Genomic DNA, 20460 nt, shown 5'->3' with positions numbered 1-20460 from the left:
GTAAATATCGAATTTTTTGTCAATTTGGTTTTGCAATCTGAGGAATTTACGAGGTTTTAAATATAAAACGTTCAGTCTTCTGCTTTCTTTTAACCAGTTTTTAACCAATTTTATGATTCACAAACCTTCTATTTCTCACAAACCTGATTATGCTTCAAAGAAAAAAGCACGCTTAGGAATTATTTTTTTCTTTATTTACTTCATCCTCTATGGAGGCTTCGTGGCTATAGGGGTAATTAATTATGAATTATTAGCTATTGAAACCCTTGGAGGTTTGAATTTAGCGACCCTTTATGGTATTGGTTTGATCGTTTTTGCTGTACTATTGGGGATTCTTTATAATTTTTTCTGCTCGCGCTATGAAGATCAAATGGAAAAGGAAATGGAAGGGAAGGAGGTTGAATTATGATTTATGGGATCTCTTATACTGCATTGTTCTTTTTTATTGTATTTGTAGGTTTGGTATTAGGCCTTTCGTTTTATTTTGGAAGGAAGACTAAATCTGCCTCATCGTATTATGCCGCAGGTGGACAAATTCATTGGTCAATCAATGGGGTGGCATTTGCCGGTGATTATTTGTCTGCAGCCTCTTTTTTAGGAATCTGCGGAATGATTGCCGTTTCTGGTTTTGATGGCTTTTTATATGCTATTGGTTTTTTAGCCGGGTGGATGGTTGCTCTCTTTTTAGTAGCCGAACCTTTTAAGAAATTAGGAAAGTATACATTTTCTGATGCTCTAAACTCAACCTTTCAATCAAGGCTGGTTACCTTGACTGCATCTATCAGTACGTTAATTGTTTCTATATTTTACCTGATCCCTCAAATGGTTGGAGCAGGTGATTTGGTGACTCCATTATTGGGCTTACCTCATTGGGTAGGTGTATTTTTGGTAGGTATTATTGTTATCGTTATTGTTGCCACAGCAGGAATGACATCTACGACCTATGTTCAGTTCTTAAAAGGCGGGCTATTGATAGTACTATCAACTATTTTAACCATATATATTCTAAAAAATGGTTTTACCTTAAATCCGGATCATAAAAATCAAGCTTATCATGAATTTTTAGAGCTCTCGCCGGAGATAAAAGACGGTAAGGTAGAAAGGGTAGAGGATTGGAATGTAATAACACAAACTGAGGTACAGGGAAAAGAGTTTGTGAATCTTGAAAAAGATGGTGTATCCAGGTGGTTTGATCTTGTACAATCGGATAATCGCTATGTATTAAAAGAAGTACTATCGATTACAGAAGATGAAAATGGAACTCAGCTTTATAACGGAGAGCCAAAAGAAAACGGTAATTTTTATCAGGTTGGCCACTTAAGTAAGATAATTGTTAATGGCAAAGAGGTTGATAAAACAGGTCCTGTAGGACCCTTTGAATATTTGAATATTATTAAAGAGAGTACAGTTGTCCGATTTACAAATGTGAAGTTCCTGGATAATAATGGAAATGTATCTTTATTTTATCAAAATGAAATTGAGGGTAAAGATTTTCTTTTACCAGGCTTAAAATATAAGATTGGTAAAGGTGCAAGTTTATGGAGTAAAATGGATTTTGTTTCATTAATGCTGGCTCTGTTTTTAGGCACTGCTGCTTTGCCGCATATTTTGATACGGTATTATACTGTGCATTCTCCAAGAGATGCTCGGAAATCGACTATTCTTGCAATTGCAGCAATTGGCACTTTCTATATACTGACATTATTTATGGGTTTAGGTGCAGCAACGAATGGTGTTATGGATGTTGAATCAAGCAATATGGCAGCTCCGCTTTTGGCAAGAGCTTTTGGAGTAGTACTTTTTTCAGTTATCTCGGCCATTGCATTTGCAACTGTTTTAGGAACCGTTGCCGGATTGCTTGTTGCATCTTCAGGAGCAATTGCTCATGATCTTTTAGATGGTTATTTTAATAAAAATTTAAGCGATGTAAATAAAGTAAAAGCCGGGAAGATTGCCGCTATTGTTGTTGGTTTATTTGCTATAGCTTTAGGGGTTTCCTTTAAAGGTATGAACGTTTCTTTCCTTGTTGGTTGGGCTTTTGCCATAGCAGCATCAGCTAATTTACCCGCGATATTGTTTCTTCTATTCTGGAAAAAAACAACTGCCAAAGGGATTTCTTGGTCGATTGTAATGGGTATTGTTTCATCGTTGGCTATTATTTTAACATCTCCATCTATGTGGGCTCTTTATGGTTTAAACCCTATAGATGCGATACATCAATTGGAAAATCCAGCTATAATTTCCTTCCCATTATCTGCATTGACCTTATTTCTTATTTCATCTTTTAAGAAAAATATTAAATGATGAATAGGGTGTATTGTCTTTAGAAATCTTAATTTTGAATTAAACAATCGCCCGTGAATCGTTCTGCATCAACATATCGAATCAATTTATTTAGTCAGTATCCGCAATTTTTCAAATACGGATTGATGATTTTATGCATTGGTGTGATTGCATTTTTCTTACCTAAACATCCAAGGTTTCGCTTTGAGTTTGAGAAAGGAAAAGTTTGGATGCATGAGGATCTTGTGTCGCCTTATAACTTCGCTATTCTAAAAACACAGGAGGAGATTAATAAGGATCGGGATGATGTTTTGCAATCAATAAATCCGATTTATAACTTTCAATCACAAGTCGCTGAAAACCAAGTAGCCCGTATGCAGGCAGATTTGGAAACTAAATGGCGAAATACCACTTTTGATCCTGATCAGGAGCCTGTTTATAATAAATTTGCCACGGTAATTCTCCAAAAGATCTATTCGGATGGAGTTATGTCGCCAACAAAGAAATTCCAGATTGAGGGTGATAATTATAATTTTACCTTACTTACCGATAATGTTTCTTCACAGAAAAATACGGCCGATGTTTTTACCCAAGAGAAAGCCTTGCAGTATATTGATGAAGCAATAAATGCAAACGATAGGATTGTAGAGAAAGAGTGGTTAAAGAAGCTCATTCCTGATTATATACAGAACAATTATCTTTTCAATGAGCAGCTTACCAATAAGCTGGAAGCTGATGCTTTAGCAAATATTTCTACAACGAGGGGGATGGTTCAGAAAGGGGAGCTCATTATTTCTGAAGGTTCTACAATCAATAATGAGGCTTATCAAAAGATAGAATCTTTGCGAGTGGCGTATGAGGAGGAGGCGCGTATTGGTGGCGATATAACAGTAGTGGTATTAGGCCAGGTATTGATTGTCGGACTTATTATTATCCTTCTAATGACATTCTTGTATTTATTCAGGAAGGATATATTTGATGATAATCGTTTGTTAACGCTGATCTTGTTTGTGGTAACTTCGATGTTGGTTTTATTATCGTGGTCGGTTAATATCAGGCTCCCGAGTCTTTATTTTATACCTTTCTGTATTGTTCCGATTATTATTAGAGTGTTGTTTGATACACGAATGGCCCTCAATATTCATTTATTGATGGTATTGGTTGCTGCCTATTTTGTACCTAATAGTTTTGAATTTGTGTTTTTACAATTAACCGCTGGAATGGTGGCTATTTACAGTATAAAAACATTGGTAAAGCGTGAACAATTCTTGCTTTCGGCTATATTTATTTTAAGCACCTATTTTGTTGCCTATTTGGGGATGGTATTAATACGGAACGGATCTTTGGATGATGTTCGCTGGTTAGACTTTGTTCCTTTTGCTGTCAGTGTTCTTCTTACTTTACTTGCATACCCATTAATTTATGCTTTTGAACGCTTCTTCGGAATTACATCTGATGTAACGTTGATGGAGCTAACGAATACGAATTCCCGGTTATTGCGTGAAATGTCATACAAAGCGCCGGGCACATTTCAGCACTCTTTACAGGTAGCGAACCTGGCAGAAGCGGCGATGTATAAAATAGGAGGGAACACTTTGTTAATTCGGGCTGGTGCATTATATCATGATATTGGTAAGACAATGAATCCTCAGTACTTTATAGAGAATCAAACGAAGGGGTATAATCCGCATGATGGACTTACTTTTGAGCAAAGTGCGCAGATTATTATTGCGCATGTTCCTAAAGGTATGGAGATGGCCCGGAAAGCAGGTTTGCCTGAAGAGATTATTGATTTTATCAAATCACATCATGGAACCACTCGTGTAGATTATTTTTACCAGTCTTATATTAAAACCTTCCCTGAGAAGTTTGTAGATGAGGATTTGTTTAGATATCCGGGTCCAATTCCATTCTCGAAAGAAACTGCCGTGCTTATGCTTGCTGATTCAGTTGAGGCGGCTTCCCGAAGTCTTAAAGAGCCTAATGCTGAAAGTATAAGCGGATTGGTTGATAAAATTATAGATTATAAGCTTTCTCAGAATCAATTAAAGAATAGTAATATCACTTTGCAAGAGATTGAAATTATCCGTGGGATATTTAAAACCATGCTAATGAGTATCTATCATGTTAGGGTTGATTATGATATTACGAAAGAGAAAAAATCAGAGATAATTTAGTTCTTAAAATTAACTCTAGTGAATGTTCAAATTATTTTTGTGGAGTAGATTGAATTGCTATATTTGCATTCCAAAATAAGGAGAGATGCCTGAGTGGCCGAAAGGAACAGTTTGCTAAACTGTCGTACTGGAAACGGTACCGAGGGTTCGAATCCCTCTCTCTCCGCAGATAAAAGAGCGATTCTAAAGAGTCGCTCTTTTTCGTTTAAAGGCACTTTCGTAGGTTTCATATAATCTAATTTATAGGTAATTTGGCAGAGTTTCGGCAGAGTTTATATTTAAAAAGCGCCTTAAGTACTTAATTAATGAATAAAAACCAACAAATATTATACGCAATTGCTAAATTAGTTTCACTGAAGCAAATAGTATGGATAAGAGTTTTTCATTTCGGAGTTTAGAGGTTGCTAGCGATCGTAAAATTGAAGTTGAGGATGATAGTTATTTGTTTTTTGGTGGGACCGCTTATTTAGGTTTAAACAATAATTCAGATTTCATTAATTTATATACAGAAGGATTGATTCGTTATGGGGTCAATAATGGTACTTCTCGAAGTAATAACGTTCAGCTGAATGTATACGACAAAGCTGAAGAAATAGCAGCCAAACGATTTCAAGCTGAGAGTGCTTTAATTATGTCAAGTGGATTTCTTGCTGCACAAATGGCTATTAAATATTTCTCCACTCAAGGAGAACTACTTTATGCACCTGATTGTCATCCGGCCTTGTGGTTAGATAGTAGACCTAACTCTCCACTTTCTTTTACTGATTGGTTAAACTTTATTATTCGATATATTAACGATAGTCTGAATAATGACTTTGTGGTAGTGAGTAATACGATTGATAGTTTGGTGCCTGAAATCTATGATTTTTCATTTTTTGAAGAAGTTCACGAAGGTAAGAACATTACTTTTCTTTTAGATGACTCACATGGGATTGGAATTTTACGACTAGAGGGAAGTGCAGTGGTGGCGAATGTTCCTAAGCGTGATTGTTTTCGAAGTATTATAGTGGCCTCGATGGCGAAAGGCTTAGGAATTGACGCTGGAGTGATTCTAGCGGATAATCGGGCTATTGAGCAATTGAAGAACACAAGTATTTATCTTGGTGCGTCGCCACCAGCTCCTGCAGCTATGTATACATTTATTCATGCGGAGGACATTTATAGGGAAAAGTATGCCGTACTGCAGCATAATATTGCTTTATTCCGAAAACACACTAGAAAGCATAATATCTCCGTAAATAATTTCCCCGGCTTTTATTTTCCAGATACCGGTTTATTTGATTTATTGAAAAAGAAGAATATTATAATATCGAGCTTTTCCTATCCTCTTTCAACTGACCCACTTCTTAATCGAGTAGTCATTAGCAGCGCACATAAGGAAGAAGATATTCTAACAATAAGTAGGGAAATTGATTCTTCTGTTTGATTAATGGGGAGTGTCTTTACTAAAAAGGCTTATACTTATTTAAGGAATAATCTATCACTCGTTTTTTCTTCGTAATTATGAATGAAGAATTCACAAAAATCATTTGCCTTTTCAGACCAGACAATTATAAAATGAATATCTTTTTGTGGAACACCAACATATCGATAATATGCAAATGATCAACTGTAGCTCTATTCCTACTTCCAAAAACACTAGAAAAGTCTTAATTCTAGTCGAAATTGTTATATCACCGGCATATCTAGTATAATGACACTTAAACTCTTCGCATAGCCTTGCGAACTCTGTATCCAAAGACCTACAAATTAAATTACTTAAAACAGGTGATACTGGTGAACCTTGAGGTAGTCTTGTTGGGATAGTTTTATAATGGTATTCTAATCATATTCAGTTAAATTCTAAATATTAGATATCATTATATTGGTTTAAAGATTAATGTCAACAAGTTTCTAATATTGTTGTACATGTTACATGAACGCAACACAAATCAATAGCTTTCCTCGCCTTTTCTTCAAAGCTATATTTTATTTCAAGTTTTTATGTCTTCCAATACAAATAATTGCAGAAAATCCCAATAAACGAGTGGAAGTAATAATTTCTTTAATATCTTATCTAAACTCTACAACTAAAGGCTTCTTCCCAGAACTCTGTCATAGTATTGAATTAAAATTGTTCGTTTGTTAATTCCCCGTTTATCACTGCCCCGGTTATATTACCACTATATACCGCATTAGCAACTGAACGCATCATATTTGAATTGTCTCCACATGCATAAATACCTTGAATAGTGGTCTTTTGAAAAGCATCAACTTTGATATGTCCGTGTTCGTTAAGTTCGCAACCGAGGGAAACTGGTATATCTGAATGTTGCAAAAATGGAATTACACCATAAGCGGCATCAAAAGGTTTTTTAGTTTTATCGCTAAAAACTACATTCTGTATATGTCCGTTTTTATGTTCAAATTTAGAAATGTTTGTTTCTATAATTTTTATGCTATGCTTGTTTAATTTCTCCATTTGTTCTGAACTAAAATCAGCTTTACCATTTGTCAAAATCGTTATATTGTCTGTTAAATTATTGACCAATGAAACAAGGTGAAATGCTTTTGCTCCATTTGCCAGTATTCCAGTGTTTTGCTTTCGATATTCGTAACCGTGGCAGTATGGACAATGAATAATAGAAATACCCCAGCATTCTTCAAATCCTTTTATTTCTGGCATAATGTCTTTTATACCAGTTGCAAGAATCAATTTCTTTGCTGTAAATTTTTCGTTAGTATCTGTTGTGATTTCAAAACCATTTACTGTTTTTGTTCCCATAGTAGCAAGCCCTTTGTAAAACTTTACGGTTTTGTAATTTTCAACTTGTTGCCTGGCGAGCGTTGAAATTTCTTTAGGTGTTTTGCCGTCCTGTGTTAAGAAGTTATGAGAATAAGGTGTCTGCCTATTACAAGGAAGTTCACTGTCAATTATTAAAACATTACGCAATGAACGCCCTAAGGCCATTGCAGCTGATAGCCCTGCATAACTTCCGCCTATTATTATTACTTCAAAGTCTTTAGTGCTTGTCATACTTTTATATTTTGTAAATGCAGATAATAATTACTTTTTCTGCATAATGTTTCAACAAATGTAAGCAAAGATTTCATTAATGCAACACTGTCGCAATAGATTAATGCAAATTTGTCGCAATAGTATCTTTTGCTTAACTTTGGAGTGATATGAAACGAAGAAATACTGCAACACAAGAAGCTGTTTTGGCTGTATTGGCAAGTAAAAGAAGGGCAATGAGTCAAGATGCTATTATAAAGCAAATGACTGTTGATGCTGATCGAGCTACTGTTTATAGAATATTAAACCGTTTTTGTGAAGATGAGATAGTCCATAAGATAGTTGCTGACGATGGAAAGCAGTATTTTGCTGTTTGCGTAAAATGTGATGATGTGATTATTCCTGGAAATCATTTTCATTTTCGCTGTACAAAATGCGAAACTATTGAGTGTCTTCCATCAATTGTTGAATACTCAGTTCCTGAAAGCTACAAAGTTGAAAATCTGAACTGTGTGCTTGTTGGCCTTTGTAAAGAATGCTCGTAGTTGATGTCGACTTAAATATAAATGATTACGAACTCTTAAGTACTCCCTACTTAAAATAATTTCTGTTTAAGAAAAAATCTTTTAGCTAATCTATTTTTTTTGTTCAAATGCTTACTAATTAAAACATTACTCTGTTTTAATGGTTGCTACTATTACATGTATTCTTTCGGTTAAATGAGAGTAAAGGTACCTGTGTTTGCTTTTACGCTTGTTTTGTCGAGATTTTTATATAGGACTTGTTATACCTATTCGTTAAAATTAATTTGTAAGCGTATGAAAATTATTACCTATTGTCTGTCGGTATTTTTATTTCTTTTCGCAACTAATCTATGGGCTCAAGAAGCGATTACCGTGAAAGGCGTTGTTCGAGACGCCGAGACAGGAGAAACTGTGCCAGGCGTTACAGTTCAAGTTAAAGGAACTACTAACGGCACACAAACAGATATTGACGGGAATTATTCAATTCAGGTAGATCCCGCGGCGACCTTGGTGTTTAGTTTTATCAGTTATGGCACTCAAGAAATACCTGTAAACAATCAATCACAAATCGATGTGCAATTAGTAACCTCTACTCAAGAGTTAGAGCAGGTTGTTGTAATTGGTTATGGTAGTGCGGCTCGTCGAGATTTAACAGGCTCAATTACAACCGTTCAGGGAAGCGATGTTGCTGATAAGCCATCTGCAAATCCTGTTTCTTCCATACAAGGAAAAGTAGCTGGTGTGCAAATTGTTAATTCAGGACGGCCGGGTTCAGAGCCAGATATTCGAATTAGAGGAACCAATTCAATTAATAGCGTAAAGCCATTGTATGTAGTTGATGGAATCTTAAATGATAACATCAATTTTATCAACCCTGCCGATATAGAAACGATGGAAGTATTAAAAGATCCATCGTCTTTGGCCATTTTCGGGGTTAGAGGTGCAAACGGAGTTATTATTATTACTACCAAACAAGCAAAGGCCGGTCAGTTGAATTTTAACTTTAATTCAACTGTAGGATTCAAGGATGTATCTGATCGTATGAAATTAACCGATGCTGCCGGGTTTAAATTATTGTATGATGAACAGCGAGCCAACGAAGGAATCGCTGCTTACGATTATACAAATTGGACAGCGAATACCGATTGGCAAGATGAGATATTCCAACGTGGTATCTTAAACTACAACAATCTAAGTGTAAGTGGTGCTTCAGAAAATAATAAGTTTTATATGGGTTTAGGATATACTCAGGAAGAAGGTATTATTCACTATGAAAAACTTAATAAGATCACTTTATCTCTTAACGATGAACTCCAAGTCACTGATAATTTAAAATTCGGTGTAAATTTCAATGGTTACAGAGCACAATTACCTCAGGAAAGAAGTGTTTCTGGGGCTGTACGTGCCGCACCGATTGCTCCGGTATATAATGATGAATATGGATTATATCATACCCTTCCAGATTTTCAACGGGCTCAAGTGTGGAACCCATTAGTTGATATCATTGATCGGAGAAATACAGCGATTAATCGTGAATATCGTGCTGTTGCCAGCGTATTTGGAGAAATTGGTTTTCTGGAACATTTCGATTTCAAAGTTAATTTCTTAGCTGATTATGGGTTTAATCAAGGAAGGTCCTATTCTCCTTTAGTAAATGTTTACAATCCAGAGATTGCCGGTGATAGTAAGATTGACCCATTGAATAGAATTACGTCCGTTTCCCAGAACCAAAATATCTTTACTAAAATTCAATCAGATTGGTTGTTGACTTATAAAAACAGCTTTGGCGATCATAATTTAACAGCAACAGCAGGGTGGACAAGTTATTATAACTCCTATGAATCAACCAATGCCAGCAGAACACAAGGTAATGGAGATCCGATACCAAATGACCCCGATAAATGGTATGTAGGCATTGGCTCTACAGATACCCAAATAGGAGATGGAACAGCTTGGGAACGTTCAACACTTTCTTTTTTAGCACGTGTGCTTTATAATTATAAAGGCAAATATTTGTTAAACGGTTCATTCCGTCGTGATGGAACTTCCGGCTTTTTCAAATATGGTAATGAATGGCAAAACTTTGGCGCAGTAGGAGCAGCTTGGTTGTTATCTGAAGAAGACTTCATGAAAGATCAGTCTTCAATTAACAGATTAAAGCTAAAGGGATCCTGGGGTGTACTTGGAAATCAAAATACCGGGGGAAACCAATATCCGTTATATCCATTATTAGTTGCAGGTAATTCTGCTGTTTTTGGAGATAATATTATTCCGGCATACGAGCCATCTTATGTTCCTTATCGTGATTTGAGATGGGAACGCGTGTATGCATGGGAAGGAGGTTTTGAACTAGGTGCTTTTGATAACCGATTATCTTTTGAAGCAGTGTATTATCATAAAGATACGAAAGGAATTATTGTAACTGTTCCTGCTTCGCTAGGTGTGAAGGCAGGTCTTTCAAATCCGGGAGAAGTAAGCAATAAAGGGATTGAATTAGCGACTTCATGGACGCAGTCTTTTAACGATGATATGTCTTTAACCATAGGCGGTAACCTTACTACCATGGATAATAAGGTAAACAAGCTTTTAGACGAAGGTTTTGATATTGTTGATGGTGTTTCCAGAACGAGTGTCGGCTACCCGATTGGTTATTTTTATGGTTATATCTCAGACGGTATTTACCAAACAAATGAAGAGTTGAGAGTGTCGCCTGTACTTGCTGGAGCCAAATTAGGTGATATTAAATTCCGCGATATGGATGGAAATGGTGAGATTAATGATGCCGATCGGACTATCATTGGTAATCCAACTCCTGACCTTACCTATGGTATTTCCCTCAATTTCACTTATAAAAACTTTGACATAGGAACCGATTTTATGGGAGTATATGGCAATGAGATTTTTAGGAATTGGAATCGGAATGCTTTTGCTCAATTTAACTTCTTAGAAGACAGGCTTGATAGGTGGCACGGTGTAGGAACTTCTAATTGGGAGCCCATTATGGATTCTGGAAGAGCAAATAATCGTTTAGCATCTACTTATTATATTGAGGATGGAAGCTTTTTCCGACTTAGAAACTTACAGTTAGGATACAACTTTGATCAAGAAATATTAGATCGGTTGAAGTTAAAATCTCTGCGAATTTTTGTTAATGCGCAAAATGTGTTCACCCTTCGAAATAGCACGGGCTATACGCCAGAAATAGGTGGAAGCGCTACTTCTTTTGGAGTGGATGATGGCACATACCCTGTGCCGGCTATTTATACATTCGGTGTGAATTTAAATTTCTAATTGTTAAAGAACACGGTTATGAAAAAATTAAACAATATATATAGTAAGCTAGCTGTTTTACTAATTATGGTGATTGTAGTCGCCTCGGGATGTAAAAAAGATTTTCTGGATCGGAAGCCTCTTGGTCAATTAACAGAAGAGGATTTAGACCCGGGATCTCTTGAAGGACAAGTGTTTGCAATATACGGCGGAGGAATTCGAAATGAGGGGATTAGTGGTTTGCCTTATATTGCTGTTCATAATATGCGCGCAGACGATGCGGATAAAGGTAGTGCGCCCGGTGATGGAGAAGATGCTGCGAATATTTTCGATAAATTTCAATATGTAAAAGATTTCTGGTTGATAAACTCTTATTGGACAGGACAATATAATCTTATAAATTTATCTAATAATGTTATTTCAGCTGCCGACTCTATCGCAGAGAAAACCCCTACTACGTTAATTAATGTAGGTGAAGCTAAGTTCTTTCGGGCTTTCGCGTATTTTAATTTAGTGCGTTCTTTCGGAGAGGTTCCAAAAATTGATTTCAGAATTACTGACCCTTCACAGGCAATAGTGGCCAAATCTCCAATTGCTGATATTTATCAATTAATTGATGAAGATCTGGCAGAAGCTGTAGCTATTTTACCGCCAAGCTGGAGTAGTCAATTTGTAGGTAGAGTTACTAAAGGGGCTGCTTTAGCATTGCAGGCTAAAACATTTTTAGCTCGTAGTATGTGGTCCCGGGCGCTAGCTTCTTCAGAAGCAGTTATGATGTCTGGAATTTATGATTTAAGTACTCCTTATAATCAGATCTTCAGAGAATCTCAGGAAAATGGTAAGGAGTCTGTTTTTGAAATTCAAGCCTTTTATTCGCAGAGTAATAAAACAGTTGGTATTACCTATGCCAGCCGGCAAGGGGTAAGAGGATCGGGAGATTGGAATTTAGGCTGGGGATGGAATGTGCCCAATCAAAAAATGGCAGATGCTTTTGAAGCCGGCGATCCGAGAAAGGATGAGACGCTTTTGTATACAGGGCAGACTAATTCTCCTTACGGAGAGTTTGTTCCTGCAGGTCTCCCACGGCCGTATTGGAGTAAAAAAGTTTATACCGATCCTGACATAAGAAGATCAACCGGCAGTACACAAGGCGAATGGTTTAATATGCGTGTAATCAGATATGGAGATGTTGTTCTTATGGCAGCCGAAGCCGCAAATGAATTAGGAGGAACAGCTAATATTGAAAAATCTTTAGAGTATTTAGAGATGGTGCGTGCAAGAGCCCGGGGAAGCAATGCTTCTGTATTGCCAGAAGTAACAACGACAGATCAAACAGCACTTCGCCAGGCTATCCGACATGAAAGACAAGTGGAATTGGGCATGGAGAATGAACGTTTCTTTGATTTAGTTCGATGGGGAATTGCAGATGATGTACTTGCCAGTGCAGGATATCAGCATAAGAATCGTTTTCTACCCATACCTCAACCAGAAATAGATAAATCCGGAGGTGTATTGATACAAAATCCAGATTATTAATTAGGACATCTAAACTGATAAAAATGAAAAATATACTTTCAAAAGCAATAATGGGAGGGCTCTTCATCGTCCTGATTGCCGCAAGTTTTAGTGCTTGTCAGAAAATGGATAGGCCACCAATGAATATCATACCTGATGATACAGCACGACTCAATGGTCCGCTTCAATTATTCCTTTCCTTTGAAGATAGTCCGATTGATAGTATTCATGATGCAAAAGGTAATGCAAAAGGAATTAGCTATGTTGAGGGTATTAAAGGGAAGGCTTATAAAGGTTCAACTACTGGCCAGATACAATATGCAAATGCTGGTAAATTAGCAGAAATGACTAGCTTCACTGTTGCATTCTGGATGAATACAGAAAAGCATACAGGCGGAGGCCAATCCTTATTTATGATGCCGAATACAAGTGATTTCTGGGGAAATCTATTCGTTATTATTGAAGGCAATGATAATCCTGCAGATAATTCAATGCTTTTTAAGTTTAATTTTGCAGGTAACTGGGTTGAGTTCAATGGTAATAATGGTCTCAATCGGCTTCCTGATATGTATGGCAAATGGCATCATTTAGCTTTCAGCTACGATGAAAATACTTCAAAATTTGCCGGATACATGGATGGAGAAAAGATGGATTTGCCTGCAGCGGTTACCGATCGGAAAAAGGATGGCGAACCTTTGGGTAAATTGAGTTTTAAAGATGCATCTCAATTTGTTATTGGTGCATATCAGCAACATATCGGAATCCAGGGAGATTCTCAAGATTGGATGCTTCATTATACAGGTATGCTTGATCAATTTAGGGTATATACCAAGGCTCTTAGCGATGATGAAGTAAAAGCATTGTTTACCAACAAAGAATAAGGCTAGTGGTAAAATAGGAATATCTTTATAGTATGATGAATTTAAAGACATTGGTAGTGAATATAAACTTTGTAAGAGTTTTATTTATAGTCGGCTTGATTAGTTTTATAGGTTGCAGTTCTCCGAAATTGGATGATTCTCAACCTCCTGCCGAAGAAACCAAGCTCAGTGATGATTCTTTACTTACCCTTGTTCAAAAACAAACATTTCAATACTTCTGGGAAGGTGCAGAAGATATATCAGGCCTTGCCCGCGAACGCATTCATATAGATGGTGTATATCCACAGAATGATCAGGATGTAATTACTACTGGGGGAAGCGGTTTTGGTATAATGACTATTTTGGTAGGAATAGAGCGAGGATTTATTACACGTTCTGAAGGTTATAATCGCTTAAATAGAATTGTAGATTATTTAGCGAAAGCCGATCGTTTTCATGGTGCATGGCCACATTGGTTGTATGGTCCGACTGGAAAAGTAAAGCCATTTGGTGAAAGAGATAATGGAGGTGATTTGGTAGAAACGGCATTTATGGCTCAAGCTTTAATATGCGTTAGGCAATATTTTAATGAAGGTAATATTGAAGAACAGAGTTTAGCTAAAAAAGCGGATGAGCTTTGGAAAGGAATTGATTGGAATTTTTATCGTAACGGAGAACAGAATGTTCTTTATTGGCATTGGAGCCCTAATTATGGGTGGATCATGAATTTTCCTATTAGAGGATATGATGAATGTTTAATCACTTATATATTGGCAGCTTCGTCGCCAACACATGGAGTGCCTGCTGCTGTATATCATGAAGGGTGGGCAAGAAATGGAGCTATAAAATCAAGCGCAGAACAGTATGGATATAAAGTAATACTCGCACATAATGGACATGAGGGAAGCGTAGGGCCGCTTTTTTGGTCGCAATATTCTTATTTAGCTCTTGATCCGAGAGGATTGAAAGATCAGTATGCTGACTATTGGGCTTTAAATAGAAATCATGCTTTGATTGATAGAGAGTATAGTATTAAAAATCCTAAGAATTTTAAAGGATATGGTGCAGATACATGGGGGCTGACAGCCAGCTATTCTGTTGATGGATATTCGGCCCACAGTCCTACAAATGATCTGGGTGTTATCACTCCTACGGCTGCAATATCTTCCATTCCCTATACTCCAGAATATAGCATGGAGGTTATTCGTCACCTATATTATGATTTTGGAGATAAGCTTTGGGGCAAGTATGGTTTTTACGATGCTTTTAGTGAAACTGAAAATTGGTTTCCAAAGCGTTATTTAGCGATTGATCAAGGTACCATTCCTGTAATGATCGAAAATCATCGGAGCGGTTTGCTGTGGAATTTATTTATGAGCGCACCAGAAATACAATCCGGTCTTATAAAGCTAGGTTTTACAAGCATGCAACATGTTCTTACAGCAAATACAGAAGTTGCTGAGGCAATACAGTAAAATTACTGCTGTATACTGAAAATATTATTTTCTCGCATTGCTTTTACTTTCTTTGTTTTCGGATCTTCAGCTAAGTGTTGATATTCTTCTGTTTCCCTCCCATAAAGTGCAATTTTTCCATTTGAGTCAGAATGAAGTCCCCAGCCGAATTGTTTTGTTAGAGGTGAAGCTCGGAAACAAGGTTGCCCTTTGGAGAAAAATTGCTCTCTTGCGGTTTTATATTTCTTGTCTGTTAAATCATTCTTATCTGCATAAACTTGAAAAAGAACATCATCAGAAGTGAATTTATAAGGATTTTTAGAAATCAATTCAAATTGTCTTGATGCAATTGTTTTCTTGTCATTCTTTAAAGCCGGAATTTGCCCTGCCGTTACTTTGCAGTCGTCTGAAACTTCAATAAGAGTGTCAAAATAGTTGGTCGTATGTAGTCCGTCTTGTTGTTTCATCTGCTTCAATTTTGAACTTATAGATGGTCAATTGGTTTATGGTCAACAGCATTATTTTCTTCATCGAGAAGAACAAATGTATTGTAGGCAATTTCAAGGATGTTTCCTTCTATATCTTCGAAGTAAAAGAACAATCCACCGAAAGGTGGTGCAGTAGGTTCACTCAACACTTTAACTCCTTTAGCTTTAAGCTTTTTGTAAAGTTCTCTTACTTCATTTTCAGTAGAGACATTATAACCAAAAGTAACTGCACGAAAACCAATTCCGTCAGGATTAACACCTATAAAATCTGCTAATTCTCTTCGTTTAGCAATGCTAAATAAGAACCCGTTCATTTTATAAAAAGCAATATCTTTATTTTGAGCTATAGGTTTCCATCCTAGAATATCTTCATAGAAATTTCTCATTGCTGTTATGTCATCTGCTCCGATAGATAATACACTTATTCTTTGTTCCATTTGTAAGTTTCAATTTTAATAAATTGTCTGCTGTTTTAAGCTAGTATCCGATGGTAATTTTCTATTTACTTGTAATCCCAATAAAATTAACGAATTCTTTTCTTTAAATATTATTGAAGATCAGGTAACTATTAAACTGAATCATTAATTTGCCCAAGTTTTACATCGTTTTTTATTAACTATGATTCGTCCTGCCTTACCATCTGATAGTAAAAAAGTAGCAACGTTAATTGTTCAGGCTATGGGAGATCTGGCTATGAAGTTTTGTAACTCCGATCAGCTTGAGCCAGTGATCCCTCTTTTTGAGCACTTTTTTCAGTTGACTGATAATCAATATAGTTTTGAGAATACCCTTGTTTACGAAAACGAAGAAGGAGTTGTCGGAAATATAGGTGCTTATGATGGTGCAAAGCTAGAAACCTATAGAAAGCCATTCTTCGATCATTTAGCAGAACATTTTGGCTTGGTAAATTTCAATCCGGAACCGGAGACTGAATCCGGTGAATTTTACCTCGATACCATTAGTGTAGATCCAGCTGCACAAGGAAAGGGAATAGGTAAATTGTTAATAGTTGCCGGTATTGACTGGGCCAAAAAGCTTGGGCATAAAAAGGTTGGTTTGCTGGTTGATGTTAACAATGACCGGGCTCTAAAGCTTTATCAGAATATGGGTTTCGAAATCGTAGAAGAGAAACCTTTTATGGGTGGTTTATACCATCATATGGTTTACAGAATCATATAGCCAAATACTTATCACTCAACTGGCGTTATTCCCCCTTTAGATTGTCGCAATATACAGCTGCTTTAATTATTCATTGATGTAAATTTACTAAACAAACCTAAGTAAGAGTATGTTGCTCTAAAGGGTGTAAATTAGATCATAAAAATTATGGAAACGAAGACAGCTAGCAGTAGAGTAGAAGGATTTCTGACATTGTTTGATATGCAGACTACCTTTTTTGAACGAGCCATTGATGGAATATCTGAAGAGGATGCTTATAAGCGTTTAAATACCAAAGCAAATCACATTGCATGGCTTGTCGGGTCATTGGTTCAACAGCGATTTATGATGACATCGGAAACCAATCCTGGATTAAAACAAACCGGCGAAGAGCTATTTAAAGACAATAAGGGAATTCAGGACGATGCAAAATATCCAACTCTTGCTGAATATTTAAAAGATTGGAGAATGATCAGTCCAATTGCCAGAGAAGCCCTTGTTATGATCGATAATAAAAAGCTTAATAGTGAAATGGATATGGGTTTTATGAAAATGACCTACTATGAGCTGATATCCTTCACCATATATCGTGAAGCAAGCATCATTGGACAGCTTGCCTTATGGCGAAGATTATTAAATTATCCGGCTTTGAAATACGATTAAGGTTGTGTAAACCTTTTATCGTATTTAATTTTCTTATGGTAGAAAATATAAGAACCGAATAAAAATACAAGTCCGATAAGTACAAAGGCCCATTGGCCAAGAGGATCGCCGGCAGCTAAACCTGAATAGATAGCGCCTATTAAGTCGAATGTAAAACCTGCATACGCCCATTCTTTTAACCTTGGGAAGCCAGGAATCAGGATGGCGATAATTCCTAATATTTTTGCGACTCCTAAAAAGCTAAGCAAATGATAAGGGTAGCCCAGATGTTCCATTAAAGCTACACCGTCAGGGTTTTTCATGAAACTTGTAATAGCCGACATCAGCATTAATGCAATCAGCAATATGGTAAATATCCAGTAACAAATTTTTATCGTTTTCATAAGTTAGGTTTTAATTACAACTAATCTACAAAAAAGGATTAAAAAATAAGCTAATGTATTTTCGATAATAAGTTGATTATTTGTGGATTTGGGTAATTCTTTGCAGCATCATCAATGATAACAAGCCAGTCGCTTCCTCTCCCCATAGAAGGTGGTTCAATTTCTTTACTGCCTGTATTTTCAAAGTTGCCTAAAGAGATCGTATAGCCATCGTGCGGATTGAAAAGCCAGCCTTTTAACTGCTTTCCTGTTAATTTCTCAGTATTGATTTTAACTTTATTTCCATAAGGTAGATAAGCGAAAAGAAAGTCTCCATCCTGAGAAATTGAAGCCATTTGATACTCCTCGTTCTCGATGTTATCTTTAGGAAGTATACTTTGATCGGGTACTAATCTTTGCCAGTTACGTTTCTCAAATACCCTTCTCATAAAGCCAACCTGAATAGCTCCTAGTTGGTTTAACGCAACTTTCCAATTGGTTCTAGCCCAAGAAACTGGAGCTCGGTCTTCTGTATAAAACTGCCAGATATTATGATTGCCATAGGTATGTCCGAAAGCACCTGAAAGCATACTCCAATATGCTGTTTGACGTGCATCGAAATCGTCCATCCATCCAAATTTTACGGGATTAAACTGATTGGGATGATCTTCGTATCTTGGTTCACCATCAAGATGCGGACGCACAGGAGTTAAAGTTCTGTTCTTTATATTAAACAGATAGTTCTTTGACTCTTTTGAATGACCGGTTTGAGACATATGAAAGTCGATCCATTGAGCATCCTTGAAGAAATTTGAAGAACTTTTTCCGCCAGCCGGATGAAAGGTAAATAGATGCTTTCCTTCATCACCCTTCTTCAAACCTTCAACCATTGCTGTAATAATATCTCGATCTTCCTGATCTACAATATCTCTATCGCCACCCATGATCCATACGATAGAATTATTTTTATAGCGTTTTCCTAAATATTCACCAAAAATGCGGGCGTTTTCAGGAGTAAAGATTTCCGGACCTACTCCCCAGGCTTTATTCCACTTATCGCCCCAAGAAGGCAACATTCCAACGATTAATCCCAGTTTTTCAGCCTTTTTTACAATGTAATCCACATGTTTAAAGTACTCCTCATTTGGTTGAGTAGGGTCATTATTGATTAACGGTTTTTCGCCGTATGCATTTGGCGTATTTAAACCATCAAGTTCAGCTAATACAACTGCTTGAATGATGGTAAAGCCTTTATTGGCCCTGTCCTCAAGATATAGATCTGCATCTTGGCGATTTAATCTGTGAAATAATTCCCAGGCAGTATCACCAAGCCAGAAGAATGGCTTGCCATCATTTGTCTGTAAATAATGATGATCTGCACTTACTTTTAACTGGGCAAAAGCAGGGAGAGTAAATAATAATAGAAAATAAGTGAGTAGCTGTTTCATGCTAAGAGTGTAATTCTCTTTGTTTTGTCAAAACAATATACGAATCTTTTTTTCTGACATTGGTTTAAATGATAATGATTAAATTGTCTGTATCGAAAAACACAAAGCAAATATAAATCACAACATCATGAGTCAAAATGAACTATTTCCAACACCATCTTTAAAAGCAAATGAAAAAAGAGCTGAACTAGCTCCTGCATCTATGGATGCTTGGCGTAATTTTAGCAAAACAGTTTTTCAAGAAGGAGCACTTCCTGAAAAAACAAAACAGCTAATTGCAATTGCTGTGGCGCATGTAACTCAATGCCCATATTGCATTCGCAGCCATACAAAACAAGCTTTAAGGAAAGGAGCTACCCAACAAGAAATTATGGAAGCTATCTGGATAGCTGCCGAAATGCGGGCAGGAGCTGCAGTAGCACATTCTGCCTTAGCAATTGATGAAATGGGAGATGAGAAATAAGACTATTTAATTCCTCCGAAAGCTGCGAAATATGAGTTTTTATGTAAGATCTCGGTTTCTTTAAATCCTACTTTCTTTAATAAAGCAAGCTGATAGTTTAAAGAACGCGGAGTGTCTTCATATTCAATGTAATCAAATACTTTTTGCCCATATTCAGGGCCGCCCAGCGTTTCAAGGTAGGCCCTGTACTTATCTTGAAAAAGCCGATTAATTAGCTTGGAATCATGCGTAATCAGATCTGAAATCCAGATACTGCCGCCTGGTTTTAAGGCATTGTATATCTTAGTAAAAACGAGTTCCCAATCTGCATCCGTGCGTAAATGATGCAAAGTAGCAGCAGCCAATACAATATCGAAATGATTGTTTGGCAGATTAAGATTTCGCATATCATCTTGTATAATGTTTACCTTGCCATTGGTTTGTGCAGATACCCTTTCTTTTGCTTTTTCCAACATCGGCAAGCTTAAATCATTCAGCGTACAATTCAGATCAGGAATTTTGCTTAGCATTTTTAAGCTGTAATTCCCTGCACCACAACCAATATCAAGCAATTCGGTTGCATTCGGGTTAATGTATTTGGCTGCCTCTGTGCAAAGCTCCATAGTAAGAGGAGCATCAATGGTAGTCTGTTGTCCGGTTTCAAGGTTCGAAAAACGTTCAACATCGTTATCGAATCTTGTTCTAATCTCTTCGTTCGTTGCTTTTTGTGAATAATCTGATTTCATGGATTAAGGATTGAGGGATTAAAGCTAATAAATTATTGGATAAAATCAGGATGAGACTTGTTTTATATCTATCTA

General features: G+C 36.6%; 19 protein-coding genes and 1 tRNA gene. 13 read left to right on the top strand and 7 right to left on the bottom strand.

Annotation, left to right across the window (positions count from 1 at the left end; genetic code table 11):
* The first annotated feature begins 112 nt into the window (after positions 1-112).
* The 5 genes from C8N28_RS13485 to C8N28_RS13465 all read left to right on the top strand — a co-directional run bounded on the left by C8N28_RS13485 (position 113) and on the right by C8N28_RS13465 (position 5886).
* Entirely contained in the window at positions 113-409 is a 297-nt protein-coding gene (locus C8N28_RS13485) for a DUF485 domain-containing protein (protein ID WP_132225756.1), read from the top strand.
* Positions 406-2304 (top strand): sodium/solute symporter, encoded by a 1899-nt coding sequence (locus C8N28_RS13480; protein WP_132225754.1) that lies wholly within the window; start codon positions 406-408, stop codon positions 2302-2304. The genes C8N28_RS13485 and C8N28_RS13480 overlap by 4 nt, the downstream gene beginning before the upstream one ends.
* 125 nt (positions 2305-2429) lie before the next feature.
* Positions 2430-4460, top strand: coding sequence for an HD family phosphohydrolase (locus tag C8N28_RS13475; RefSeq protein ID WP_132225752.1), 2031 nt, complete (start codon positions 2430-2432; stop codon positions 4458-4460).
* A gap of 79 nt (positions 4461-4539) precedes the next feature.
* Positions 4540-4626, top strand: a tRNA-Ser gene (locus C8N28_RS13470).
* A gap of 201 nt (positions 4627-4827) precedes the next feature.
* Positions 4828-5886 (top strand): aminotransferase class I/II-fold pyridoxal phosphate-dependent enzyme, encoded by a 1059-nt coding sequence (locus C8N28_RS13465; RefSeq protein ID WP_132225750.1) that lies wholly within the window; start codon positions 4828-4830, stop codon positions 5884-5886.
* Positions 5887-5997: 111 nt separating this feature from the next.
* On the opposite strand, the gene C8N28_RS13990 is transcribed toward C8N28_RS13465, so the two are convergent.
* Complete coding sequence (locus C8N28_RS13990; protein ID WP_132225850.1) at positions 5998-6264, bottom strand: reverse transcriptase domain-containing protein; 267 nt, start codon at positions 6262-6264, stop codon at positions 5998-6000.
* Between the two features lie 303 nt (positions 6265-6567).
* Positions 6568-7476 (bottom strand): NAD(P)/FAD-dependent oxidoreductase, encoded by a 909-nt coding sequence (locus tag C8N28_RS13455; RefSeq protein WP_132225748.1) that lies wholly within the window; start codon positions 7474-7476, stop codon positions 6568-6570.
* A 149-nt stretch (positions 7477-7625) separates the two neighbouring features.
* Here C8N28_RS13455 and C8N28_RS13450 point away from each other — a divergent pair, with 149 nt between their 5' ends.
* The 5 genes from C8N28_RS13450 to C8N28_RS13430 all read left to right on the top strand — a co-directional run bounded on the left by C8N28_RS13450 (position 7626) and on the right by C8N28_RS13430 (position 15099).
* Positions 7626-8000, top strand: coding sequence for a Fur family transcriptional regulator (locus C8N28_RS13450; RefSeq protein WP_132225746.1), 375 nt, complete (start codon positions 7626-7628; stop codon positions 7998-8000).
* 273 nt (positions 8001-8273) lie between these two features.
* Entirely contained in the window at positions 8274-11270 is a 2997-nt protein-coding gene (locus C8N28_RS13445; protein ID WP_132225744.1) for a SusC/RagA family TonB-linked outer membrane protein, read from the top strand.
* 18 nt (positions 11271-11288) lie between these two features.
* Entirely contained in the window at positions 11289-12785 is a 1497-nt protein-coding gene (locus C8N28_RS13440; protein WP_132225742.1) for a RagB/SusD family nutrient uptake outer membrane protein, read from the top strand.
* A gap of 23 nt (positions 12786-12808) precedes the next feature.
* Entirely contained in the window at positions 12809-13645 is an 837-nt protein-coding gene (locus C8N28_RS13435; protein WP_132225740.1) for a LamG domain-containing protein, read from the top strand.
* A gap of 32 nt (positions 13646-13677) precedes the next feature.
* Positions 13678-15099 carry a glucoamylase family protein gene (locus tag C8N28_RS13430; protein WP_246012834.1) on the top strand — a complete coding sequence of 474 codons (1422 nt, stop codon included), beginning with the start codon at positions 13678-13680 and terminating at the stop codon, positions 15097-15099.
* 2 nt (positions 15100-15101) lie between these two features.
* Here the strand turns inward: C8N28_RS13430 and C8N28_RS13425 are convergent, their stop codons facing one another.
* Positions 15102-15545, bottom strand: a complete 444-nt coding sequence (locus C8N28_RS13425; protein WP_132225738.1) for a DUF6157 family protein — start codon at positions 15543-15545, stop codon at positions 15102-15104.
* Positions 15546-15562: 17 nt separating this feature from the next.
* The gene (locus tag C8N28_RS13420) at positions 15563-16003 is read right to left on the bottom strand and encodes a VOC family protein (protein ID WP_132225736.1); all 441 of its coding nucleotides are present in this window, start codon (positions 16001-16003) and stop codon (positions 15563-15565) included.
* A 181-nt stretch (positions 16004-16184) separates the two neighbouring features.
* On the opposite strand from C8N28_RS13420, the gene C8N28_RS13415 reads away from it, so the two are divergent.
* Together C8N28_RS13415 and C8N28_RS13410 are read left to right on the top strand one after the other, a co-directional pair.
* Positions 16185-16745 carry a GNAT family N-acetyltransferase gene (locus C8N28_RS13415; protein WP_132225734.1) on the top strand — a complete coding sequence of 187 codons (561 nt, stop codon included), beginning with the start codon at positions 16185-16187 and terminating at the stop codon, positions 16743-16745.
* Positions 16746-16892: 147 nt separating this feature from the next.
* Positions 16893-17387 carry a DinB family protein gene (locus C8N28_RS13410; protein ID WP_132225732.1) on the top strand — a complete coding sequence of 165 codons (495 nt, stop codon included), beginning with the start codon at positions 16893-16895 and terminating at the stop codon, positions 17385-17387.
* Here C8N28_RS13410 and C8N28_RS13405 read toward each other — a convergent pair.
* A complete protein-coding gene (locus C8N28_RS13405) occupies positions 17384-17770 on the bottom strand; it encodes a DoxX family protein (RefSeq protein WP_132225730.1) in 387 nt (128 codons plus the stop codon). The two genes, C8N28_RS13410 and C8N28_RS13405, sit on opposite strands and share 4 nt — an antisense overlap.
* 50 nt (positions 17771-17820) lie before the next feature.
* Complete coding sequence (locus C8N28_RS13400; RefSeq protein ID WP_132225728.1) at positions 17821-19197, bottom strand: glycoside hydrolase family 140 protein; 1377 nt, start codon at positions 19195-19197, stop codon at positions 17821-17823.
* Between the two features lie 127 nt (positions 19198-19324).
* Here C8N28_RS13400 and C8N28_RS13395 point away from each other — a divergent pair, with 127 nt between their 5' ends.
* A complete protein-coding gene (locus C8N28_RS13395) occupies positions 19325-19660 on the top strand; it encodes a carboxymuconolactone decarboxylase family protein (RefSeq protein ID WP_132225726.1) in 336 nt (111 codons plus the stop codon).
* Between the two features lie 2 nt (positions 19661-19662).
* Here C8N28_RS13395 and C8N28_RS13390 read toward each other — a convergent pair whose 3' ends face one another.
* Positions 19663-20385 (bottom strand): class I SAM-dependent methyltransferase, encoded by a 723-nt coding sequence (locus C8N28_RS13390; protein WP_132225724.1) that lies wholly within the window; start codon positions 20383-20385, stop codon positions 19663-19665.
* Positions 20386-20460 lie beyond the last annotated feature (75 nt).

Origin of the sequence: Albibacterium bauzanense (genome assembly GCF_004339765.1) — a bacterium.
Taxonomy (GTDB): domain Bacteria; phylum Bacteroidota; class Bacteroidia; order Sphingobacteriales; family Sphingobacteriaceae; genus Albibacterium; species Albibacterium bauzanense.
This window is presented reverse-complemented; position numbering and strand designations above follow the sequence as displayed.

Excerpts from the sequence above, each read along its gene's own strand:
- C8N28_RS13455 (WP_132225748.1), bottom strand. The coding sequence starts at position 7,476 with ATGACAAGCACTAAAGACTTTGAAGTAATAATAATAGGCGGAAGTTAT.
- C8N28_RS13435 (WP_132225740.1), top strand. The coding sequence starts at position 12,809 with ATGAAAAATATACTTTCAAAAGCAATAATGGGAGGGCTCTTCATCGTC.
- C8N28_RS13420 (WP_132225736.1), bottom strand. The coding sequence starts at position 16,003 with ATGGAACAAAGAATAAGTGTATTATCTATCGGAGCAGATGACATAACA.
- C8N28_RS13390 (WP_132225724.1), bottom strand. The coding sequence starts at position 20,385 with ATGAAATCAGATTATTCACAAAAAGCAACGAACGAAGAGATTAGAACA.
- C8N28_RS13425 (WP_132225738.1), bottom strand. The coding sequence starts at position 15,545 with ATGAAACAACAAGACGGACTACATACGACCAACTATTTTGACACTCTT.
- C8N28_RS13440 (WP_132225742.1), top strand. The coding sequence starts at position 11,289 with ATGAAAAAATTAAACAATATATATAGTAAGCTAGCTGTTTTACTAATT.
- C8N28_RS13400 (WP_132225728.1), bottom strand. The coding sequence starts at position 19,197 with ATGAAACAGCTACTCACTTATTTTCTATTATTATTTACTCTCCCTGCT.
- C8N28_RS13430 (WP_246012834.1), top strand. The coding sequence starts at position 13,678 with ATGATGAATTTAAAGACATTGGTAGTGAATATAAACTTTGTAAGAGTT.
- C8N28_RS13465 (WP_132225750.1), top strand. The coding sequence starts at position 4,828 with ATGGATAAGAGTTTTTCATTTCGGAGTTTAGAGGTTGCTAGCGATCGT.
- C8N28_RS13445 (WP_132225744.1), top strand. The coding sequence starts at position 8,274 with ATGAAAATTATTACCTATTGTCTGTCGGTATTTTTATTTCTTTTCGCA.
- C8N28_RS13450 (WP_132225746.1), top strand. The coding sequence starts at position 7,626 with ATGAAACGAAGAAATACTGCAACACAAGAAGCTGTTTTGGCTGTATTG.
- C8N28_RS13480 (WP_132225754.1), top strand. The coding sequence starts at position 406 with ATGATTTATGGGATCTCTTATACTGCATTGTTCTTTTTTATTGTATTT.
- C8N28_RS13485 (WP_132225756.1), top strand. The coding sequence starts at position 113 with ATGATTCACAAACCTTCTATTTCTCACAAACCTGATTATGCTTCAAAG.
- C8N28_RS13475 (WP_132225752.1), top strand. The coding sequence starts at position 2,430 with ATGATTTTATGCATTGGTGTGATTGCATTTTTCTTACCTAAACATCCA.
- C8N28_RS13415 (WP_132225734.1), top strand. The coding sequence starts at position 16,185 with ATGATTCGTCCTGCCTTACCATCTGATAGTAAAAAAGTAGCAACGTTA.
- C8N28_RS13410 (WP_132225732.1), top strand. The coding sequence starts at position 16,893 with ATGGAAACGAAGACAGCTAGCAGTAGAGTAGAAGGATTTCTGACATTG.
- C8N28_RS13395 (WP_132225726.1), top strand. The coding sequence starts at position 19,325 with ATGAGTCAAAATGAACTATTTCCAACACCATCTTTAAAAGCAAATGAA.
- C8N28_RS13405 (WP_132225730.1), bottom strand. The coding sequence starts at position 17,770 with ATGAAAACGATAAAAATTTGTTACTGGATATTTACCATATTGCTGATT.